Origin of the sequence: Isoptericola sp. NPDC019571, assembly GCF_044389385.1 — a bacterium.
Taxonomy (GTDB): Bacteria; Actinomycetota; Actinomycetes; order Actinomycetales; family Cellulomonadaceae; genus Isoptericola; species Isoptericola nanjingensis.
Genome location: NZ_JBIRXZ010000001.1, coordinates 564935 through 583831, shown reverse-complemented (window position 1 = coordinate 583831; position 18897 = coordinate 564935). Strand labels below are relative to the sequence as shown.

15 protein-coding genes are annotated in these 18897 nt (G+C 74.7%); 10 read left to right on the top strand and 5 right to left on the bottom strand.

The window, feature by feature from the left end:
- Positions 1-11 precede the first annotated feature (11 nt).
- From ACH443_RS02650 to ACH443_RS02640, 3 genes are read left to right on the top strand one after another with little or no spacing between them, the layout of a single operon-like run.
- On the top strand, positions 12-518 hold the full coding sequence (locus ACH443_RS02650; protein ID WP_430589399.1) for a pyridoxamine 5'-phosphate oxidase family protein: 507 nt from the start codon (positions 12-14) through the stop codon (positions 516-518).
- 55 nt (positions 519-573) lie between these two features.
- Entirely contained in the window at positions 574-1881 is a 1308-nt protein-coding gene (locus tag ACH443_RS02645; protein ID WP_430589398.1) for an alpha/beta fold hydrolase, read from the top strand.
- Positions 1878-2351: a hypothetical protein gene (locus ACH443_RS02640; RefSeq protein WP_430557275.1), complete on the top strand. Its 474-nt coding sequence runs from the start codon at positions 1878-1880 to the stop codon at positions 2349-2351. The genes ACH443_RS02645 and ACH443_RS02640 overlap by 4 nt, the downstream gene beginning before the upstream one ends.
- A gap of 1 nt (position 2352) precedes the next feature.
- On the opposite strand, the gene ACH443_RS02635 is transcribed toward ACH443_RS02640, so the two are convergent.
- Positions 2353-2733 carry a YybH family protein gene (locus ACH443_RS02635; protein WP_429765004.1) on the bottom strand — a complete coding sequence of 127 codons (381 nt, stop codon included), beginning with the start codon at positions 2731-2733 and terminating at the stop codon, positions 2353-2355.
- A 116-nt stretch (positions 2734-2849) separates the two neighbouring features.
- Between ACH443_RS02635 and ACH443_RS02630 the strand changes: the two genes are divergently transcribed.
- From ACH443_RS02630 to ACH443_RS02620, 3 genes are all read left to right on the top strand, one after another.
- On the top strand, positions 2850-4685 hold the full coding sequence (locus ACH443_RS02630) for an FAD-dependent oxidoreductase (protein WP_430589397.1): 1836 nt from the start codon (positions 2850-2852) through the stop codon (positions 4683-4685).
- 128 nt (positions 4686-4813) lie between these two features.
- Entirely contained in the window at positions 4814-5605 is a 792-nt protein-coding gene (locus ACH443_RS02625; protein WP_430557273.1) for an ABC transporter ATP-binding protein, read from the top strand.
- A 149-nt stretch (positions 5606-5754) separates the two neighbouring features.
- A complete protein-coding gene (locus ACH443_RS02620) occupies positions 5755-7056 on the top strand; it encodes a hemolysin family protein (protein ID WP_430589396.1) in 1302 nt (433 codons plus the stop codon).
- Between the two features lie 44 nt (positions 7057-7100).
- Here the strand turns inward: ACH443_RS02620 and ACH443_RS02615 are convergent, their stop codons facing one another.
- Positions 7101-8579, bottom strand: a complete 1479-nt coding sequence (locus ACH443_RS02615; protein WP_430589395.1) for a helix-turn-helix domain-containing protein — start codon at positions 8577-8579, stop codon at positions 7101-7103.
- A gap of 129 nt (positions 8580-8708) precedes the next feature.
- On the opposite strand from ACH443_RS02615, the gene ACH443_RS02610 reads away from it, so the two are divergent.
- On the top strand, positions 8709-10649 hold the full coding sequence (locus tag ACH443_RS02610; protein WP_430589394.1) for a phosphoenolpyruvate carboxykinase (GTP): 1941 nt from the start codon (positions 8709-8711) through the stop codon (positions 10647-10649).
- A gap of 132 nt (positions 10650-10781) precedes the next feature.
- On the opposite strand, the gene trpS is transcribed toward ACH443_RS02610, so the two are convergent.
- On the bottom strand, positions 10782-11888 hold the full coding sequence (gene trpS / locus ACH443_RS02605) for a tryptophan--tRNA ligase (RefSeq protein WP_430589393.1): 1107 nt from the start codon (positions 11886-11888) through the stop codon (positions 10782-10784).
- Positions 11889-12159: 271 nt separating this feature from the next.
- On the opposite strand from trpS, the gene ACH443_RS02600 reads away from it, so the two are divergent.
- The 3 genes from ACH443_RS02600 to ACH443_RS02590 are packed head-to-tail and all read left to right on the top strand — an operon-like array spanning position 12160 to position 16676.
- Positions 12160-14955, top strand: a complete 2796-nt coding sequence (locus ACH443_RS02600; RefSeq protein WP_430589392.1) for a helix-turn-helix transcriptional regulator — start codon at positions 12160-12162, stop codon at positions 14953-14955.
- A 60-nt stretch (positions 14956-15015) separates the two neighbouring features.
- Positions 15016-15843: an alpha/beta hydrolase gene (locus tag ACH443_RS02595; RefSeq protein ID WP_429765015.1), complete on the top strand. Its 828-nt coding sequence runs from the start codon at positions 15016-15018 to the stop codon at positions 15841-15843.
- Positions 15843-16676 (top strand): alpha/beta fold hydrolase, encoded by an 834-nt coding sequence (locus tag ACH443_RS02590; protein WP_429765017.1) that lies wholly within the window; start codon positions 15843-15845, stop codon positions 16674-16676. Before ACH443_RS02595 ends, ACH443_RS02590 begins: the two co-directional genes overlap by 1 nt.
- 44 nt (positions 16677-16720) lie before the next feature.
- On the opposite strand, the gene ACH443_RS02585 is transcribed toward ACH443_RS02590, so the two are convergent.
- Together ACH443_RS02585 and ACH443_RS02580 are read right to left on the bottom strand one after the other, a co-directional pair.
- Positions 16721-17779, bottom strand: coding sequence for a proline racemase family protein (locus tag ACH443_RS02585; protein WP_430589391.1), 1059 nt, complete (start codon positions 17777-17779; stop codon positions 16721-16723).
- On the bottom strand, positions 17766-18878 hold the full coding sequence (locus ACH443_RS02580; protein ID WP_430589390.1) for an alcohol dehydrogenase family protein: 1113 nt from the start codon (positions 18876-18878) through the stop codon (positions 17766-17768). Before ACH443_RS02580 ends, ACH443_RS02585 begins: the two co-directional genes overlap by 14 nt.
- Positions 18879-18897 lie beyond the last annotated feature (19 nt).

Below are 18897 nucleotides of genomic sequence, written 5' to 3'. Positions count from 1 at the left end.
GAGGAGACGCCATGAGTGACACGCCCGCCCAGGACCGCCCTAACTCGGGGGAGATCGAGAAGGTTCGCGAGCTGATCAAGGACGAGACGATCGCCATGGTCACGACCGTGACATCCGACGGCACCCTGGTCAGCCGGCCCATGGGCGTCCAGGCGGTCGACTTCGACGGGGACCTGTGGTTCTTCGCGGCCGCCGACTCCTCGCTCGCCGCCGACGCCCGGCAGGAGCCCGCGGCGAACGCCGCCTTCTCGGGCTCGTCGTCCTGGGTGTCGGTGGCCGGACAGGTCACGCTGGTGCGCGACCGCGACAAGCTCCGCGATCTGTGGAACGCCGTCGCCGACGCATGGTTCCCCGACGGTCCCGACGACCCGAACGTGGCCCTGGTCCGGCTGCGCGCGACGAGCGCCGAGTACTGGGACTCGCCCGGAGGCCGCGTGGCGACGCTCTTCCGCCTCGTGGCCACGAAGATCACCGGCAAGCCGTACGAGGGTGGCCAGAACGAGACCGTCCAGCTCTGAAGGCCTCGGTGACGGCGGCGGTGACGCCCCCAGGTGGCGCTCGTAGGCTGACCCGGTGACCGTCACCAGCACCCGCACCTCCACGATCCCCGGCGTCCATGTCACCGACCGCACCCTCACGGTGCCGCTGGACTGGTCGCACCCCGACGACGGGCGCACGATCTCCCTCTTCGTCCGCGAGCTCGTGGACCCCACGAGGCGCACCGACGACCTGCCGCTGCTCGTCTTCCTCCAGGGCGGCCCGGGCGGCAAGGGCCCGCGCCCGACCGGTCCCGACGGCTGGGTGGGCGAGGCCCTGAAGCGGTTCCGCGTGGTGCTGCTCGACCAGCGCGGCACCGGTCGCTCGACGGCGGTGCGGGCCGCCGCGCTCACCGCGCTCGGCTCTGCCGACGCCCAGGCCGAGCACCTGACGCACCACCGCGCCGACTCGATCGTCGCCGACGCCGAGCACGTGCGGAAGTCCGTCTACGGCGGCCGACGCTGGTCGACGCTGGGGCAGTCGTACGGCGGGTTCCTCACGCTCACGTACCTGTCCCAGGCACCGGACGGCGTGGCCGCGTCGTACGTCACCGGCGGCCTCGCCGGGCTCACCGCGAGCGCCGAGGACGTCTACCGGCGCACCCAGCCGCGCGTGGTCGCCAAGAACGCGCTCTACCGCGAGCGGTACCCCGACGACGTCGACCGCGTGGCGCGCATCGCCGACCGGCTCGCCGTCGGCGACGTGCGCCTGCCCGGCGGGGACCCGCTCACCGTCGAGCGGTTCCAGACCCTCGGCATGGCGTTCGGCATGGGGCCGGGCTTCGAGCGCGTGCACTGGATCGTCGACGAGGCCTTCGACGAGGGCGCGCCCGACGAGCTGACCGACACGTTCCTCGCCGAGGTCGAGGCCGCCACCGGCTTCGCCACCAACCCGATGTACGCCGTCCTGCACGAGTCGATCTACGCGCAGTCCGGCACCGGCGCCACGGCATGGACGGCGCAGCGGGTGCGCGACGACGACGCGTCGTTCGGCGCCGACGCCCGGCCGTTGCTGTTCACGGGCGAGATGATCTACCCCTGGATGTTCGAGCAGGTCTCGGCGCTGCGCCCGTTCCGCCCGGCCGCCGAGGCGCTGGCGGCGCGCACCGACTGGACCGACCTGTACGACCTCGGCGTCCTCGCCCGCAACGAGGCGCCGCTCGAGGCCGCCGTCTACCACGACGACATGTTCGTGGACGCCGGACTCTCCCTGGAGACGGCGGCCCACGTCGGGAACGCTCGCGCCTGGGTGACCAACGAGTTCGAGCACGACGGCCTGCGCCTGGGCGACGTCTTCCCCCGGCTCCTCGCCCGCATGGACGCCCGCGGGGGCGCACGGTCGTGAGCAGGAGGAGCGGCGGCAGTCGGCCCGAGGACGATGTCCCGGACCTCCCCGCCGGTGCGCCCCGTTCGGGCTGGTACGCGTACGCGCCCCTGTCGGGCGCCGTGTTCGTGCCGAGGGCGGACGCCGGCCCGTGGCCCGACAGCCCGCTGCCGTCACCGCCGGCGTCGCCCGAGGACCTGGTGACCGTGCGGCTCATGAACGACTACGGGGCGGACTGGCCCCTGTGGCCGAAGCACGCGCTCGAGCTTCCCGCCGCCGTCGAGGAGTCCGTGGGCGAGGCCCTCGGCGCCAGACTGCGCGCGTGGGCGGCGACCTTCGACCGGCACTACCACTACCTGCACGGCTGGGACGACCGTGGAGTGGCCGCGGCGCACCGGGCCGAGGGAGAGTCGCTCCGCGACGCGCTGGCCGCGGTCCTGCCCGAGCCGTGGCGCGTGGAACTCGACTACTGGGAGACGAACGGCGCGTGACTCAGGTCGCCGCCGTCCAGGCCTTTCCGGGCCAGTACGCCCACTCCTCGAAGTCCGCGACGCGGCCGTCGTCGGCGAAGCGCAGCACCCACAGGTCGCGGTACTCCTGCTCCCGGGGCGCGGTGTAGCCCACCTCGACCCGGACGACGGCGACGTCGCCCTCGACGGCGAGCGGCTCGGCCGCCATCGTGAACGCCGAGTCCTGGTCGACGGTCCAGAACCCGCGGATCGCGTCGTGGCCCACGAGCTCCTCGGGGTCGTAGGGCGAGCGCGCATACCGCGCGTCCGGCGTGAACAGGCGCGCGACGGCGTCGGCGTCGCTCTCGCGCCACGCCTGCTCGTACCCCGCGACCCAGCTCCGTACCGACTCCCGGTCCACCATCCGTGCAGTATGACCGCGGACGGCGCGCCACACCTGTTCGGGACGTCGCTGCAGGTGAGGGCCGGTTCTCGCTACCGTGCGGGCGTCGAAACCCTCACGACCAGGAGCTGATCGCGATGACCCACGACTCCCCCGTCCCCGACCTCCCCGTGCTCGAGACCGACGTCCTCGTCGTCGGCACCGGACCCGCGGGCGCCTCGGCCGCCCTCTTCCTCGCCACGTACGGCGCGCGCGTCATGGTGGTGACCAAGTACGGCCGCCTCGCCGACAGCCCCCGCGCGCACATCACCAACCAGCGCACGATGGAGGCGCTGCGCGACATGGGGCTCGAGGACGCGCTGCTGCGCGAGGCGACGCCGTGGGACTCGATGGGCAACACGACGTTCTGCACGAGCCTGGCGGGCGAGGAGCTCGGGCGCATCCCCTCCTGGGGCACCGACACGGCGCGCCGCGCCCGGTACGAGCTGCAGAGCCCGTGCCCGATGGTCGACGCCCCGCAGACCATCACCGAGCCGATCCTCGTGCAGGCGGCGCAGGAGCGCGGGGCGACCGTGCGCTTCGACACCGAGTACGTCGACCACGTGCAGGACGCCGACGGCGTCACCACCACCGTCCGCGACCGGCTCACCGGGGCGACGTACCGGGTGCGCTCGCGCTACCTCGTCGGCGCGGACGGCGCCCGGAGCAGGGTGGCGGAGCACCTGGACCTGCCCTACGAGGGCCCCGGGGCCGTGGGCGGGTCCCTGAGCATCGTGTTCGAGGCGGACCTCTCCCGCTTCGTGGCCCACCGGCCGTCGGTCCTCTACTGGATGCTGCAGCCGGGCGCGGAGCGCGAGGGCGTGGGGCTCGGCGTGCTGCGCATGATCAAGCCCTGGACCGAGTGGATGGTCATGTGGGGCTACGAGGTCGCGGCCGGGCCGCCGGAGCTCACCGACGAGTTCGTGCGCGAGCTCGCCGTGAACCTCGTGGGCACCGACGACTTCGAGATGCGCGTGAAGTCCGCGTCCCCGTGGACCGTGAACCACCACTACGCCACGACCCTGGCGAGGGGCCGCGTCTTCTGCGTGGGCGACGCCGTCCACCGGCACCCTCCGACGAACGGCCTGGGCTCGAACACGTCGATCCAGGACTCCTACAACCTCGCCTGGAAGCTCGCCCACGTCGTCGCCGGACAGGCGGACCCGGCGCTGCTGGACTCCTACGACGCCGAGCGGGCCCCGATCGCGCGGCAGATCGTCGAGCGCGCCAACCAGAGCATCGCCGACACGGGCCGCATCCTGGCCGCGCTGGAGCTCGAGGACACGAGCGACCCCGCGCGGCTCGAGGCCCAGCTGGAGCTCCGCAAGGCGCCGGGCGCGGACGGCGAGCGCGTGCGGGCCGCGCTGCGCGAGGCGATCGCCTTCAAGCAGTACGAATTCGACGCGCACGGGGTGGAGCACAACCACCGGTACGCCTCGGGCGCGGTCCTGCCGGACGGCACCCCGGAGCCGGAGTACGCGCTCGACCCCGAGCTGTACGCCCAGCCCACCACGTGGCCGGGCGCCCGGATCCCGCACACCTGGGTGACCGTCGACGGCGCCAAGGTCTCGACCCTCGACCTCGTCGGGCACGGGCGGTTCGCCGTCGTCACCGGGATCGGCGGCGAGGCGTGGGTCGACGCCGCCCGGGAGCTCGGCGAGGAGCTCGGGCTCGACCTCACGACCGTCGCGATCGGGCCCGGCCGCGACGTCGAGGACCCCTACGGGACGTGGGCGGGCCTGCGGGAGATCGAGGACTCCGGGGTGCTGCTCGTCCGCCCGGACCTGCACGTCGCCGCCCGTCGGGCGAGCGCTCCCGCCACGGCGGCCGAGGCGCGGGCGTGGCTCGCGGACGCCCTGTCCGCCGTGCTCGGCCGCAGCCCCGCCGCGACGCCCGACGAGCCCGCCGCCGCGGCGGTGCTGGCCGGCGTGTGACCTGACCGTGCGCCGTCCCCGCCGCCCTCGGCCGTCGAGGGCGGCGGGAACCGCGGGGTACCGTCGTTCGTCGGACTGTCGGGCCGGCCCCGTCGTCCGGCGCACGCACACACGAAGGTGACACCAGCATGAGCTCGACCTCCCCCGCCCCGATCCTGCGCGCGTCCGGCCTCGTGGTCGGCTACGGCGGCCCCGCGATCCTCGAGGGGATCGACCTGGAGCTGCTGCCCGGCGCGGAGCCCGTGGGCGTGCTGGGCGAGTCGGGCGCCGGGAAGTCGACCCTGGTGCAGGCGCTGCTGGGTCAGCTGCGCATCCGCGAGGGTCACGTGACGTTCCAGGGGCGCACCGTCGCCAAGCTCGGCCGGCGCGACAAGAAGAAGTTCCGCGCGGCGGTGCGCACGGTCGCGCAGAACGGGCTCGACGTCGACCTCCGCTGGACCGTGGAGCGCGCCGTCTCCGGCGCGCTGTCGGACGCCCGCAAGGCCGGCCGCGCGAGCGGCCGCACCGTGGCGGACCTGCTGGACGACGTCGCGCTGGAGCCGCACTTCGCGAAGCGCGCGATCTACTCCCTCTCCGGCGGGGAGAAGCAGCGCCTCGCGCTCGCCCTCGCCCTGGCCACCCGCCCCGAGGCGCTGCTGCTCGACGAGCCGCTCACCGCAGTCGACCCGGCGATGCGCGGCGAGATCGTGCGCCGCCTCACCGACGCCACCCGCGCCGAGGGCACCGCCGTGCTGCTGGTCTCGCACGACGTCGAGCTGGTCGGGCGGCTCTGCCCCACCGTGCATGTGCTCGCGGACGGCACGTTCGTCGCCTCGGGCCCGATGGGCGACGTCCTGGCAGCCGGCTCCGACGACGACGCGCACCCCGCCGTCCGCGGCCTCGCCGAGGCGGCGCCCCTGGCGGCGCAGCGCTTCCGCTGACCTGGTCTCTCGCGGCCCCCCGGTTCCCGACGGGACGTTCCCGCCGGAGCTTTCCCGCCGGAACCGGGCCGCACCGCGACGCGTTCACCGGGTGACGACACCGGGGCGACCGTCGGCGCCTCGGCCGCCGACCGACCGAGAGGACCCCGGTGGACGCGGACACCTGGTGGAACATCGCGCTCGTCCTGCTCTTCGTGCTCCTGGGCGGCGTGTTCGCCGGGACGGAGTTTGCCCTGGTCTCGCTGCGGGGCACGCAGATCGACCAGCTCGAGCGCAGCGGCCCTCGCGGCCGCCGGGTGGCCGGGATCGCCCGCGACCCGAACCGCTTCCTCGCGGCCGTGCAGATCGGCGTCACCGTGGCGGGCTTCTTCTCCGCGGCCTACGGCGCGTCCACCCTGGCGCCCGACGTCGCCCCCGCGCTCGAGTCCCTCGGTCTCCCGGAGGGCGCCGCCGCGACGGTCGCGCTCGTCGGCCTGACCCTCGTCATCGCCTACCTGTCGCTCGTGCTCGGCGAGCTCGTGCCCAAGCGGATCGCGCTGCAGCGCACCGCGCAGGTCGCCCTGGCCGTCGGGCCGCCGCTGGACCGCTTCGCCGTGCTGATGCGGCCCGTCATCTGGCTGCTGTCGCGTTCCACGGACGCCGTCGTGCGCCTGCTGGGCGGCGACCCGAGCCTGCGCTCGGAGGAGATCACCGAGCAGGAGCTGCGCGACCTCGTCGCCGCCCACCCCGGCCTGCACGAGGACGAGCGGCGCATCCTCTCGGACGTGTTCGCCGCCTCGGAGCGCAGCCTCGGGGAGGTCATGCGCCCCCGGGGCGACGTCGTCTTCCTGCGGGCGGACCTGCCGCTCGCCGCGGCCGAGGAGCGCACTCGCGACCTGCCCTACTCGCGGTACCCCGTCATCGGCGACGACGTCGACGACGTGCTCGGCTTCGTGCACGTGCGCGACCTCGCCCGCGGCGCGGGGGCGCCGTCGGCCGGCCGACGCACCGTGCGCGACGTCGCCCGGCCGGTGCTCGACCTCCCGGCGACCGGACGGCTGCTGCCGACCCTCGCCGAGATGCAGCGCACCCGCACCCACCTCGCGCTCGTCGTCGACGAGTACGGCGGGACGGACGGCATCGTCACGCTGGAGGACCTCGTCGAGGAGCTCGTCGGCGACATCCGCGACGAGCACGACCCGCTCGCCGCGGTGCGCGTGGCGGGCACGTACGACGCCGGCCTCACGATCGAGGACTTCGCCCGGCTCACCGGCGTCGAGCTGCCCGACGGTCCGTACGAGACCGTCGCGGGCTACGTCCTGGCACGGCTGGGGCGCTTGGCCGAGACCGGCGACGCCGTCGTGGTCGACGACGCCGGCCCCGCCACGGACCACCCCGATGCGGACGGCGAGCACGTCCTGCGCGTGACTGCGGTCGAGGACCGCCGCATCCGCGAGGTCCGCCTCGACTGACCTGCATGCTCTCCCGACCTGCCGACCGAACATGGTGGGCGCCGTCAGGAGGGGTCGGCGGCGGGGGCGTGCCGTTGCAGGAAGGCGAAGACGTCGGTGTCGTCGACGCCGGGGAACGCGCCGCGCGGCAGCGCCGCGAGCACCTGCTGGTGCATGCGGGCGCTGGGCCAGGCGACGCCGTCCCACCGCTGCGACAGATCGGCGGGCGGGCGCTGGCAGCACGCCGGGTCGGGGCACGTGGAGGCGTGCCGCACGTGGGTGTCGCGGCCGCGGAACCACTTCGCGTGCGCGTACGGCACGCCGACGGTGATGGAGAACTGCCGGCCGTCCGCGCCGGTGCCGGTCTGCACGGAGTCCCAGAACGTGCCCGCGGGGGTGTCGGTGTACTGGTAGGACTCGGTGGCGCGGTCGCGGCGCGTGAACGCCTCGCGCCCCGCCCACCACCGGCACACGAGCTGCCCCTCGATCGCGCCCGTCACGTCCTGCGGCAGGGGCAGCCCGTCGTTGGCGTAGCCGCGGAACAGCGCGCCGTCGTCGCCCACGCGCAGGAAGTGCAGCGGGATGCCGAGGTGCACGGTGGCGAGGTTGGTCAGGCGCATCGCCGCGGCCTCGTGCGTGACGCCGAACGCGTCACGGAAGTCCTCGACCGCCAGGTCCTTCTCCCGCTTGCGTCGCTGCAGGAACTCCACCGCGACCGACTGCGGGATGAGGCAGCTCGCCGCGAAGTAGGTGATCTCCACCCGTTGCTGCAGGAACTCGGCGTAGCTGCGCGGCCGCTCGTGGTCCAGCACGCGGTGCGCGATGGCCTGCAGCGCGAGCGAGCGCAGCCCGTGCCCGCCGGGGATGGACGCCGGCGGCAGGTAGATCCGGCCGTTCTTCAGGTCCGTGACCGACCGCGCCGACCGCGGCAGGTCGTCCACGTGCAGGATCGTCAGTCCCAGCTGCTCGGCCATGCGCGCCACCGTGCGGTGCGTGAGGGCGCCCGCCCCCGCGTACCCCGCGCGGTGGGTCAGCTCCTCGCCGAGCGCCTCGATCTGGGGCAGGTAGTTGTCGCGCACCTGGCGCTCGTGGCGCAGCTCGGTGTTCGCGCGGCGCGCCTCCTCGGGGGTGGCGATCGCCTCCTCCTCGCGCCGCGACAGCTCCGTGTGCAGGCCGACGAGCTGCTCCAGCACGGGCATCGGGAGCTTCTGGCTGGGCTTGACCGACGGCAGGCCGAGCGCCCCGAAGAGCGGTCCGCGCTGCGCGCGCTCCAGGGCGATCTCCAGCTCCGCCCGGCGCGACGGCGGCTCGTCGGCGAGCAGGTCGGGCACGGCCACGCCCACGGCGTCGGCGATCGAGCGCAGCAGCGACAGGCGCGGCTCGCGCCGCCCGTTCTCGATCAGGGACAGCAGGCTCGGCGCCGATCCCACCCGCTCCCCCAGCGCCTCGAGCGTGAGGCCCCGCGACGTGCGCGCGTGCCGGATGCGCCGGCCGAGGGTGATGAGGTCCGGCGCATCCGCCCCGGGGACGTCCTTGGCAGCCATGGTTTGACGTTACGTGAAGATCGGCATTTCTTCACGGCCGATCCGCTGGAAAGTCGGTGCGGCGGGGAGGGACGCTGGAGGCAGCCCACCCGGCGGCGCACGCCGGGGCCTCGACGGACGGAGCACCCGATGACCTTCACCGCGAACCCGCGCCGCACGCGACTCGCGATCGCCGAGCTCGCCCCGGACGTCCTGGCCCCCAGCGCCCTGGCGCCCGCGGAGCACGCCGGCGCGGCGTCGTCGCGCGCCACCGCCCCGTCGCCGCGGGACCCCCGCGCCTGGGTACGGGAGATCGCCGAGCTCACGCAGCCCGACGAGGTCGTGTGGTGCGACGGCTCGCCCGCGGAGAAGCAGCGCCTGCTCGCCCAGATGGTCGGTGCCGGCACGCTGATCAAGCTGGACGAGGCGAAGCGGCCGAACTCCTACCTCGCCCGGTCGGACCCGTCCGACGTCGCCCGCGTCGAGTCGCGCACCTTCATCTGCTCGGAACGCGAGGAGGACGCAGGCCCGACGAACAACTGGCGCGCGCCCGCCGAGATGCGCCAGGTGCTGACCGGGCCCGACGGCGTCTTCGCCGGCTCGATGCGCGGCCGCACCATGTACGTGGTGCCGTTCTCGATGGGACCCGTCGGCGGCCCGATCTCGCAGGTCGGCATCGAGATCACCGACTCCCCGTACGTCGTCGTGTCGATGCACGTCATGACGCGGGTCTCGCCGCAGGTCATGGACCTCGTCGACGGCGGGCAGCAGTGGGTGCCGGCCGTGCACACGGTGGGCGCCCCGCTGGCGGACGGCGAGGCCGACGTGCCGTGGCCCTGCAACGACACGAAGTACATCGTCCACTACCCCGAGACCCGCGAGATCTGGTCGTACGGCTCCGGCTACGGCGGCAACGCCCTGCTGGGCAAGAAGTGCTTCGCGCTGCGCATCGCGTCGGCGATGGCCCGCGACGAGGGCTGGCTCGCCGAGCACATGCTGCTCGTCCGCGTCACCTCGCCGGAGCAGCGGCAGTACCACCTCGCCGCCGCGTTCCCGAGCGCGTGCGGCAAGACGAACCTCGCCATGCTGCGCCCGACCATCCCGGGCTGGACGGTCGAGACGCTCGGCGACGACATCGTCTGGATGCGCCCCGGCCCCGACGGCCGCCTTCGCGCCATCAACCCCGAGGCCGGCTTCTTCGGTGTCGCGCCGGGCACGGGCGTCGAGACCAACCCCACCGCCGTCGAGACCTTCACGCACGACGCGATCTTCACGAACGTGGCCCTGACCGACGACGGAGACGTGTGGTGGGAGGGCCTCACGCCCGAGCCGCCGGCGCACCTGATCGACTGGCAGGGCAACGACTGGGCGCCCGGCTCCGACACCCCGGCCGCGCACCCGAACTCCCGGTTCACGGTGTCGGCGGCGCAGTGCCCGTCCATCGCGGACGTCTGGGAGGACCCGGCCGGCGTGCCGGTCGACGCGATCGTCTTCGGCGGCCGCCGCGCCACCAACGTGCCGCTCGTGACCCAGGCGACGAGCTGGGACCACGGCGTCTTCATGGGCGCCACGATCAGCTCCGAGCGGACGGCCGCGGCCGAGGGCACGGTCGGCGAGCTCCGTCGTGACCCGTTCGCGATGATGCCGTTCTGCGGCTACAACATGGCCGACCACTGGTCGCACTGGCTGGCGGTGGGCAAGGGCCTCGACGCCGACAAGCGGCCCAAGGTGTTCCAGGTGAACTGGTTCCGCAAGGGCGAGGACGGCAGCTTCCTGTGGCCCGGGTTCGGCGAGAACTCGCGTGTCGTGGAGTGGATCGTCACCCAGCTCGACCGGGCGCGCGGCCTGCGCACCGACGCCGGCGCCGTGCACTCCCCCGTCGGCCTGCTGCCCGCAAAGGGCGCGCTGCGCACCGACGGCCTCGACCTGACCGACGACGACCTCGCCGCCCTCTTCGACGTCCCGGCCGAGGCGTGGCTCGCCGAGACGGCGCTGACCGGCGAGTTCTTCGAGACCTTCGGCGACCGCGTGCCCGACCAGCTCTGGGCGCAGCTCTCCCTGCTGCGCGAGCGGCTCGGCGCGCGCGGCTGACCCCCAGACCCGGGCCCGCCGGAGAGGCACCGGCGGGCCCGTACCCCTCGCCCGGCGCGGCAGTCCGGGTTCACGGCGGCAGTCCGTCCTGCCGCGGCGAGCCGAGACTGCCGCGCCGAGCCGCGCCGGGCGTCAGGCGTACACCGTGCCCATGAGCTCCCGGACGTCGGCGAGCGTGCGGTCGGCGACCTCGTTCGCCCGGGCGTTCCCCCGGGCGAGGACGTCGCGCACGACGGCGGGTCCGTCGGCGGCCAGGGCGGCCCGCCGCTCGCGCAGCGGACGCAGCCCCTCCACGACCGCCTCCGTCACGACCGCCTTCAGCCGCCCCGCCCCGGCGTCGCCGACCGACGCGGCCAGTGCGTCCGGCGTCGTGCCCGCGAAGTGCGCGCCGATGCGCAGCAGGTTCGCCACCTCCGGCCGGTCCTCCGGGGCGTAGGCGATGTGCCGCTCGGAGTCGGTGCGGGCGCGACGGAAGAAGCGCACCGTCTCGTCCTCGGTGGCGCGCAGCTCCAGCGCGTTGCCGCGCGACTTGCTCATCTTGGCGCCGTCGTTCCCCAGCACCGTGAGCGACCGCGTGAGCAGGGCCTCCGGCTCCGGGAAGTACGGGCGGGCGCCTGCGTACCGCTGGTTGAAGCGGCGCGCGACCGTCCGCGTCGTCTCCAGGTGCGGCAGCTGGTCGAGCCCCACGGGCACGAGGTTGCCGTGGCAGAACAGGATGTCCGCCGCCTGGTGCACCGGGTAGGTGAAGAGCAACCCGGACATGCCCCGCCCCTGCCGCTTCTCGGCGTCCGCGGCCTCCGCCTTCACGGTGGGGTTGCGCTCCAGCTCAGTCACGCTCACCAGCGACAGGAACGGCAGCAGCAGCTGGTTCAGGGCAGGCACCGCCGAGTGGGTGAACACCGTGGAGCGCGCCGGGTCGATGCCTGCGGCGAGGTAGTCGAGCACCACCTCGCGCACGACGGCGGGCAGGTCCCCGGCGTCGTCGCGGTCGGTGATGACCTGGTAGTCGGCGACGACGAGCACCACCTCGACCCCGGCGTCCTGCAGACGCACCCGGTTGTCGAGCGTGGCGAGCAGGTGGCCGAGGTGCAGCGTGCCGGTCGGCCGGTCGCCGGTGAGGACGCGGAAGCGGCCCGGGTCGCGCGCGATCTCCGCCTCGATCTCGGCGGAGCGGGCCTGCGCGACGGCGGCGCTCGTCGTCGCGGGGGTGGGGGTGGTCAGGACGGTCGGTGCGGTCATCGGTTCGGCTCCTCAGGGGGATCGCCGCCCGTCGGACCGGTCCGGACACGAGAACGCCCCGGCTGCGACGGGCAGCTCGGGACGGGGACGTGGGCGCGTCGGGTCAGGGCTGCGGAGGCAGCCACCACCAGCTCGCGCGCGTCGTCATGACGTCAGCCTATGCCCGCGGCCGGGGGACCGGAATCCGCGCCACGGCCGGGCCAGGCCCGCGGCGAGGTGACCCGGGGACGTCCGTGCGCCGCGTCCGTGCACGCCGTGGTCAGATTCTCCCGTGGAGAACGCAGCACGACGCCCGACCGGGACCACCCAGGGCCAGGCCCCGATCCTGGGCCGGGACGCCGAGCTCGCCCGCGTCGAACGCCTCGCCGCCCCGGGTTCGGGCGGCGTGCTGCTCTTCGTCGGAGAACCGGGACTGGGCAAGACGACCCTGCTGGAGCACGGTCGCGAGCTCGCCCGCCGGTCGGGACGGCACGTCCTCACGGCGCGGTGCGCGCGCGGCGAGCGCGAGCTGCCGTTCGCCGCGCTGCACCAGCTCCTGCTGCCGCGTCTCGACCGCCTCGACCGCCTGCCGGCGCCGCAGGCCCGCGCGCTCGGGGCAGCCCTCGGTCTGCACGAGGCCACGGCCGTCCCGGACCGGCTGCACCTGGCAGCGGGGGCGCTCACGCTCCTGTGCGACGTCGGGCCCTCCACGAGCGACGGCTCCAGCGACAGCGGCACCCTCGCCGTCGTCGACGACCTGCACTGGGCGGACGACGCCTCCCGCGACGTCCTGCTCTTCTGCGCCCGCCGGCTGGCCGACGCGTCCGCCGGGACGTCCCTCCTCCTGTCCACGCGGCCGGAGGCACCCGAGCCCCTCCCGACGATCACCCTGTCGAGCCTCGACCCCCGTGACGCCGCCCGGGTCCTCGACCTGCAGCCCGTCCCTCCCGCCGCTGCCGTGCGGCACGACCTCATCCAGCACGCGGCCGGGAACCCCCTGGCGCTCGTCGAGCTGTCCCGCGCCGACGCCGCGGTGCCCTCGCCCGCGCCGCCCGACGGCCCCTGGCCGGTGAGCGGGCGGATCGAGCGGGCGTTCGCCTCCCGGCTCCCCGCGCTGCCCGCGCCGACGCGCTGGCTGCTGCTCCTCGCCGCGGCGGCCGACGGCGACGACCTCGCGCCCGTCCTCGCCGCCGCCGGTGACGTGCCCGACGACGACCGGCTGGTCGCGTGGGCACCGGCCGAGACCGCGGGCCTCGTCCACCTGGACGGGCCCCGCTTCCGGTTCCGTCACCCGCTGGCACGCGCCGCCGTCTACCACGCCGCGCCCTTCGCGGAACGACGTGGCGCACACCTGGCCCTGGCGGAGGCCGTCGACGACCTCGACCGGCGCGCCTGGCACCGCGCGGCCGCCGCCGTCGGCCCCGACACCGCCGTGGCGACCGACCTCGAGGCCACGGCCGACCGGGCCCGCGAGCGAGGGGGCTGGGCCGCGAGCGCCCGCGCGCTCGAGCGTGCGGGCGAGCTCTCGGCAACCTCGGACGAGGCGGCGCGCCGCTTCGTGCTCGCGGCACCGGCCGCCATGTACACCGGGCGCACGGCCTGGGTGGAGCGCCTGGCGGACCGCGCCCTCGAGGCCACCGACGACGAGCACACGCGCTGGGAGGCCGACCTCTACGGGGGATGGGCGGCTGCCTCGACGCCCCGCCACCGCGCCGCCGTCGAACGGCTGACGACCGTCGCGCGCCGGGCGGGGGCGTCCGACCCCCAGCTGGCCCTGGCCGCGCTGGCCCCCGCCGCCGTGACGGCCTACTACTCCGGCGACGACGAGCTGATCGACGACGTCGCGCGCTGCCTCGAGGCGCTGCACCCGGACGACACCGTGCCGGTGACCGCGTGGGTGCGGGCCGCGGCGGCGCCGTTCGCCCCGGCGTCGCGCGCCACGCTGGACGGCGCGGTCCGGGCGGCCACGCACCTCGGCATCAGCGAGCTCAACGTGCTCGGCGGGGCGGCGTGGATGCTCGACGAGACCGGGCTGGCCGCGCGGTTGCTCGGCGAGCTGCTGGAGCTGTTCTCCCACGGCCCCACGCAGGGGGCCAACGCCCTCGTCACGGCGACCCTCGCCGCTGCGCTGCACGAGCTCGGCAGGTGGGACGACGCCCAGGGGCACGTCGAGGACGCGGTGCGCGTCGCGGAGGCCACGGGGATGCCGGTCGTGCGGGCGGCCGCGGTCGAGACGGCTGCCCTGCTCGCCGCCGGCCGAGGCAGGACGGACGAGGCCCGAGAGCTCGCGCAGCACGCGCTCGCCGACGTGGGGCCCGGGGCGACCCGGTCGGTGGAGGTGCGCGCGCGACAGGCGCTCGGTCTCGCCTCCCTGGTCGCCGGCGAGCCCGAGGCCGCCTACGACGCCCTCCGCCGGACCTTCGCCCCCGACGGGCGCCCCACCCACCGGCACGCCTCGGTGCACGGGATCGCGCTGCTCGCCTCCGCCGCCGCTCGCGCGGACCGGCCCGAGCGGCTCGAGGACGCGGCCCAGGTGCTCTCCGCCGTCACGGCACACGTCGGCGACGCCCCCGGGCCGCGGGTGGCGGCCCTGCTGCACCACGCCCGCGCCCTGCTGGCGTCCCCCGACGACGCGGTGGGCGAGTACCGCGCCGCGCTGGCCGACCCTGCCGGCGCCACCTGGCCGTTCGAGCGTGCCCTCGTCCGGCTCGACCTCGGCGAGCGGCTGCGGCGCCTGCAGCGTGTGAGCGAGGCACGGACCGAGCTCAGCGCCGCGCGCGAGACCTTCCTGCGGATCGGCGCCGCCTCGTTCGCGGACCGGGCGAGCGCCGAGCTCCGCGCCGCCGGCGTCGCGGTGGCGGAGCGCACGCCCGACGCCCTCGCACAGCTCACTCCCCAGCAGCGCCGCATCGTGCGGCTGGCGGCCGAGGGACGCACCAACCGGGAGATCGCGGAGCGCCTCTTCCTGTCCCCCCGGACGGTCGGGTTCCATCTCTACCGGGTGTTCCCGCTGCTCGGCGTGACGTCGCGCGGCCAGCTGCGCGACCTGGTCGACGCCGGGGCCTCCGAACCGCGACCAGTCATCTGACAGAAGCGGCCGGCCACCCGCACGGGTGAGGGTGATGTCTCCGACCCTGGGAGACACACCATGACCGAGTTCAGCGCGTCCCGCCGTGCCGTGGTCTTCGTCCACGGCCTGTGGCTCCACGCCGACTCGTGGACACCGTGGATGGACCGCTTCGCGGAGGCCGGCTACGACCCGCACAACCCGGGCTGGCCCGGCGCCTCCGCCACCGTGGCGGAGGCGAGGGAGAACCCCGAGCTGGCGGGCGGCGTGGGCATCGACGACGTCGTGGCGCACTACGCCGACGTCCTCGACGGCCTGTACGTCGACGGTCTCGACCCGCGGCCCGTCGTCGTCGGGCACTCGTTCGGCGGCCTCGTCGCGCAGCGCCTGCTCACCGAGGGCCACGCGGCCGCGGCGGTCGCGATCGACCCGGCACCCATGCGCGGGAACATCCTCCTTCCGCCGAGCTCGCTGCGGGTGGCCGCCGTCGCGCTGACGAGCCCTGCGAGCTTCCGGGGCACCGTCGCGCTGACCCCGGAGGAGTTCCGGTACGGCTTCGCCAACGAGCTCTCGGACGACGAGGCCGCCGCGCTCTACGACCAGTGGACGATCCCCTCCCCCGGCAGGCCCCTGTTCGAGGACGCGGCGGCGAACCTGCTGCCGGGCTCGCCCGCGCGGGTCGACACCCGCGACGCGGACCGCGGTCCGCTCCTGTTCATCGGCGGCGGCATGGATCACACGGCGCCCGCGTCCCTGACGCGCACCTCCGCGAAGATCCACCGGAAGCACTCCGGCGCCGTCACCGACCTCGTCGAGTTCCCCGACCGGGGACACTCGCTCACCATCGACCACGGCTGGGCCGAGGTCGCGGACGCCGCGCTCGCGTGGCTCAAGGAAAAGGGGCTGTGATGCCTTTCATCACCACTTCCGACAGCTCGACCGGTCCCGTCGAGATCTTCTACAAGGACTGGGGCACCGGTACCCCGGTCGTGTTCTCGCACGGGTGGCCGCTGAACGCGGACGCCTGGGACCGCCAGATGATGGCGGTCACCGACGCCGGCTTCCGCGCCGTCGCGCACGACCGACGCGGTCACGGTCGCTCCACGCAGACGGGCGACGGCAACGACATGGACCACTACGCGGACGACCTCGCCGCGCTGCTGGACCAGCTCGACCTCACGGACGTCGTGCTCGTGGGCCACTCGACCGGCGGCGGCGAGGTGGCCCACTACCTGGCGCGCCACGGCTCGGCCCGCGTGCGCAAGGCGGTCCTCGTCGGGGCCGTTCCCCCGCTGATGGTGCAGACGCCGGAGAACCCGGACGGCACCCCGATCGAGGTGTTCGACGGCATCCGCGAGGGCGTGCGGACGGACCGCTCGCAGTACTACCGCGAGCTCGCCGTGCCGTTCTTCGGCGCGAACCGCGAGGGGGCGAACGTCTCCCAGGGCGCGATCGAGCAGTTCTGGCGGCTCTCGATGCAGGCCGGCCTGAAGCCGGCGTACGACTGCATCGCGCAGTTCTCGGAGGTCGACTACACCGACGACCTGCGCGCGATCGACGTCCCGGTCTTCGTGGCGCACGGCGACGACGACCAGATCGTGCCGATCAAGGCCGCCGGGATCCGGTCGGCGGAGATCCTCGCCGACGCGACGCTCAAGGTCTACCCGGGCGCACCGCACGGCATCGTCGGGGCGTACGAGGACGAGTTCACGAAGGACCTCGTGGCGTTCGTCCAGGCGTGACACGACGGTGACCCTCCGGCCCTTCGTGGCCGGAGGGTCGCTCGTCAGCGGGACCGGTCGGCGGGCGGCGTGAGCAGCGGCTCGAGGTCGGAGGCGTCGACCAGCGGGTCGTCGAGGTCCACCGTGATCTGCGACCGCGCCATCACGCGGGCCGCGCCGGTGACGGCGGAGCGCAGCGCCGGGTAGTCGCCCACCCGGGTGCGCTCCAGCACGGTGCCCACGAACCGGCTGCCGCGCGGCGAGACCGTCTCCAGCGACTCGCCCTCGCGGATCTCCCCGCGCTGGGCCATGAGCGCGAGCCGCGCCGACGTGCCGGTGCCCGTGGGGCTACGGCAGAGCACGCCCGGGTGCACGTAGGTGGCCGACGGCGACTCCCAGCGGCCGTCGCCGACCTGGCGCAGCGGGCCCATGAAGTGCGCGAACGGCAACGGCCCGACGTCGCCCAGGTCGGGGTGCTCCTGGCGCAGGCCGGGCCGGGCCGCGCGGACGAAGGCGTCCCCGAACGCGGTCAGCGCGACCTGCTCCGTCGGGCCGATGTCGAACCCGTAGCGGGACGCGTCGATGAGCGCGTAGTACGCCCCGCTCCACACGAGGTCGAACAGCACGTCGCCGTGGTTCGGCACCTCGACGCTCAGTGCCTCGTCGGCCACGTACGCCGGCTCGCCCTCGGTGGTGATGGACACGACCCGCCCGTCGATCACCCGCGCGCTGACCCGGGCCAGGCCCGCGGGGGACTCCAGGACGATGTCCTGGAGCCCGTCGCCGTCGCGCAGCGGGATGGCCCCGCTCTGCAGCAGCGCCGTGGCCGTGCAGATCGTGTTGGAGCCCGAGTAGAGCGGGTACCCCATCGCCTCCATGATCACGTAGCCGGCCTGCGCCCGCGGGTCGCTGGGCTCGACGATCAGGTCGACCGACATGGCCGGGTCGCCGTACGGCTCCGACAGCAGCAGGCGGCGCAGCCCGTCGCCCTGCCGCTCCAGGTAGCGCGCCTTCTCCAGCACGGTCCGCCCGGGCAGCGACTCGACGCCGGACATGACGACCCGGCTGACGTCTCCGCCCGACTGCGCGTCGATCAGCTCGATGGTGCGCTCACGGCTGCGCATACGGTGCCCCCACGCCGTCCCAGTGCCGGTCCGGCACGACGACGAGCTTGCCGACGTAGGACTTCGCCAGGAACGCGCGCTGCGCGTCGTGCAGGTCGGAGAGCCGGAACGTGCGGTCCAGGAGCGGACGGATCTCGCCGTCGGAGATGTAGCGCACCAGCCGCCGGAAGGCGGTGCGCGTGCCCTGCGACGACCCGTGCAGCTCGAGCTGCTTGAGGTACATGGTGCGCAGGTCGAGCTGCACGACCGGGCCGCCGATCGCGCCCGCCGTCGTGTACCTCCCCTCGGGCCGCAGGATGCGCAGCAGGTCGTTGAACATCGGCCCGGCCACCAGGTCGGCGACGACGTCGACCGGGCCGTCCACCACACGCCCCACCTCGGCGACGAGGTCGGCGGAGTCGCGCAGCACGACGTCCTGCGCCCCGATCTGCCGCAGCGCGGCCTCCTTGCCGGCGCTCGTCACGGCGTACGGGACGGCGCCGCGCACGCGGGCGAGCTGCACGATCGCCGACCCCACGCCGCCGGACGCCCCCGTCACGAGCACCCGCTCCCCCGCGGCCAGCCGCGCCCGGTCGAGCATCTGCTCCGCGGTGAGGTAGGCGCAGCAGAACGTCGCGAGCTCGGCGTCGGCGATCTCGGCCGTGATCTCGTAGGCGTTCTCGGCGGGGGCGGTCATGTACTCGGCGTACCCGCCGTCGCGGCCGTGCCCGATGTAGTCGATGTCCGCCAGGCTGTCGTCGCCCTCGGGCCGGTGGTAGATGCTGAAGTCCACGACGACGCGCTCGCCGACCCGGCCGGCGGGCACGCCGTCGCCGACGGCGGCGATCACGCCGACCGTGTCCGCGCCCTGGATCCGGGGGAAGGTGAGCGTGGACCTGCCGCGTCTCCACGTCGAGACGGAGCCCGGGTCCGTCTCCGTGCCGTACGCGCCCTCCCGGACCCAGACGTCCGTGTTGTTCATGCCGCAGGCGTGCACGTCGACCAGGACCTCGCCCGCGGCGGGCGCGGGCGTGGGCACGTCCTCGCGGTACACCAGCCGGTCGAGGCCACCGTGGCCGACGAGCTGGACCGCCTTCATCACCGCCGGGATCTCCGCCATCAAGTGAGCGTAGGGGCGG

Coding starts and splice junctions, on each gene's coding strand:
- ACH443_RS02650 (WP_430589399.1), top strand. CDS start 12: ATGAGTGACACGCCCGCCCAGGACCGCCCTAACTCGGGGGAGATCGAG.
- ACH443_RS02635 (WP_429765004.1), bottom strand. CDS start 2,733: ATGGTGGACCGGGAGTCGGTACGGAGCTGGGTCGCGGGGTACGAGCAG.
- ACH443_RS02630 (WP_430589397.1), top strand. CDS start 2,850: ATGACCCACGACTCCCCCGTCCCCGACCTCCCCGTGCTCGAGACCGAC.
- ACH443_RS02625 (WP_430557273.1), top strand. CDS start 4,814: ATGAGCTCGACCTCCCCCGCCCCGATCCTGCGCGCGTCCGGCCTCGTG.
- ACH443_RS02615 (WP_430589395.1), bottom strand. CDS start 8,579: ATGGCTGCCAAGGACGTCCCCGGGGCGGATGCGCCGGACCTCATCACC.
- ACH443_RS02610 (WP_430589394.1), top strand. CDS start 8,709: ATGACCTTCACCGCGAACCCGCGCCGCACGCGACTCGCGATCGCCGAG.
- trpS (WP_430589393.1), bottom strand. CDS start 11,888: ATGACCGCACCGACCGTCCTGACCACCCCCACCCCCGCGACGACGAGC.
- ACH443_RS02595 (WP_429765015.1), top strand. CDS start 15,016: ATGACCGAGTTCAGCGCGTCCCGCCGTGCCGTGGTCTTCGTCCACGGC.
- ACH443_RS02590 (WP_429765017.1), top strand. CDS start 15,843: ATGCCTTTCATCACCACTTCCGACAGCTCGACCGGTCCCGTCGAGATC.
- ACH443_RS02585 (WP_430589391.1), bottom strand. CDS start 17,779: ATGCGCAGCCGTGAGCGCACCATCGAGCTGATCGACGCGCAGTCGGGC.
- ACH443_RS02580 (WP_430589390.1), bottom strand. CDS start 18,878: ATGGCGGAGATCCCGGCGGTGATGAAGGCGGTCCAGCTCGTCGGCCAC.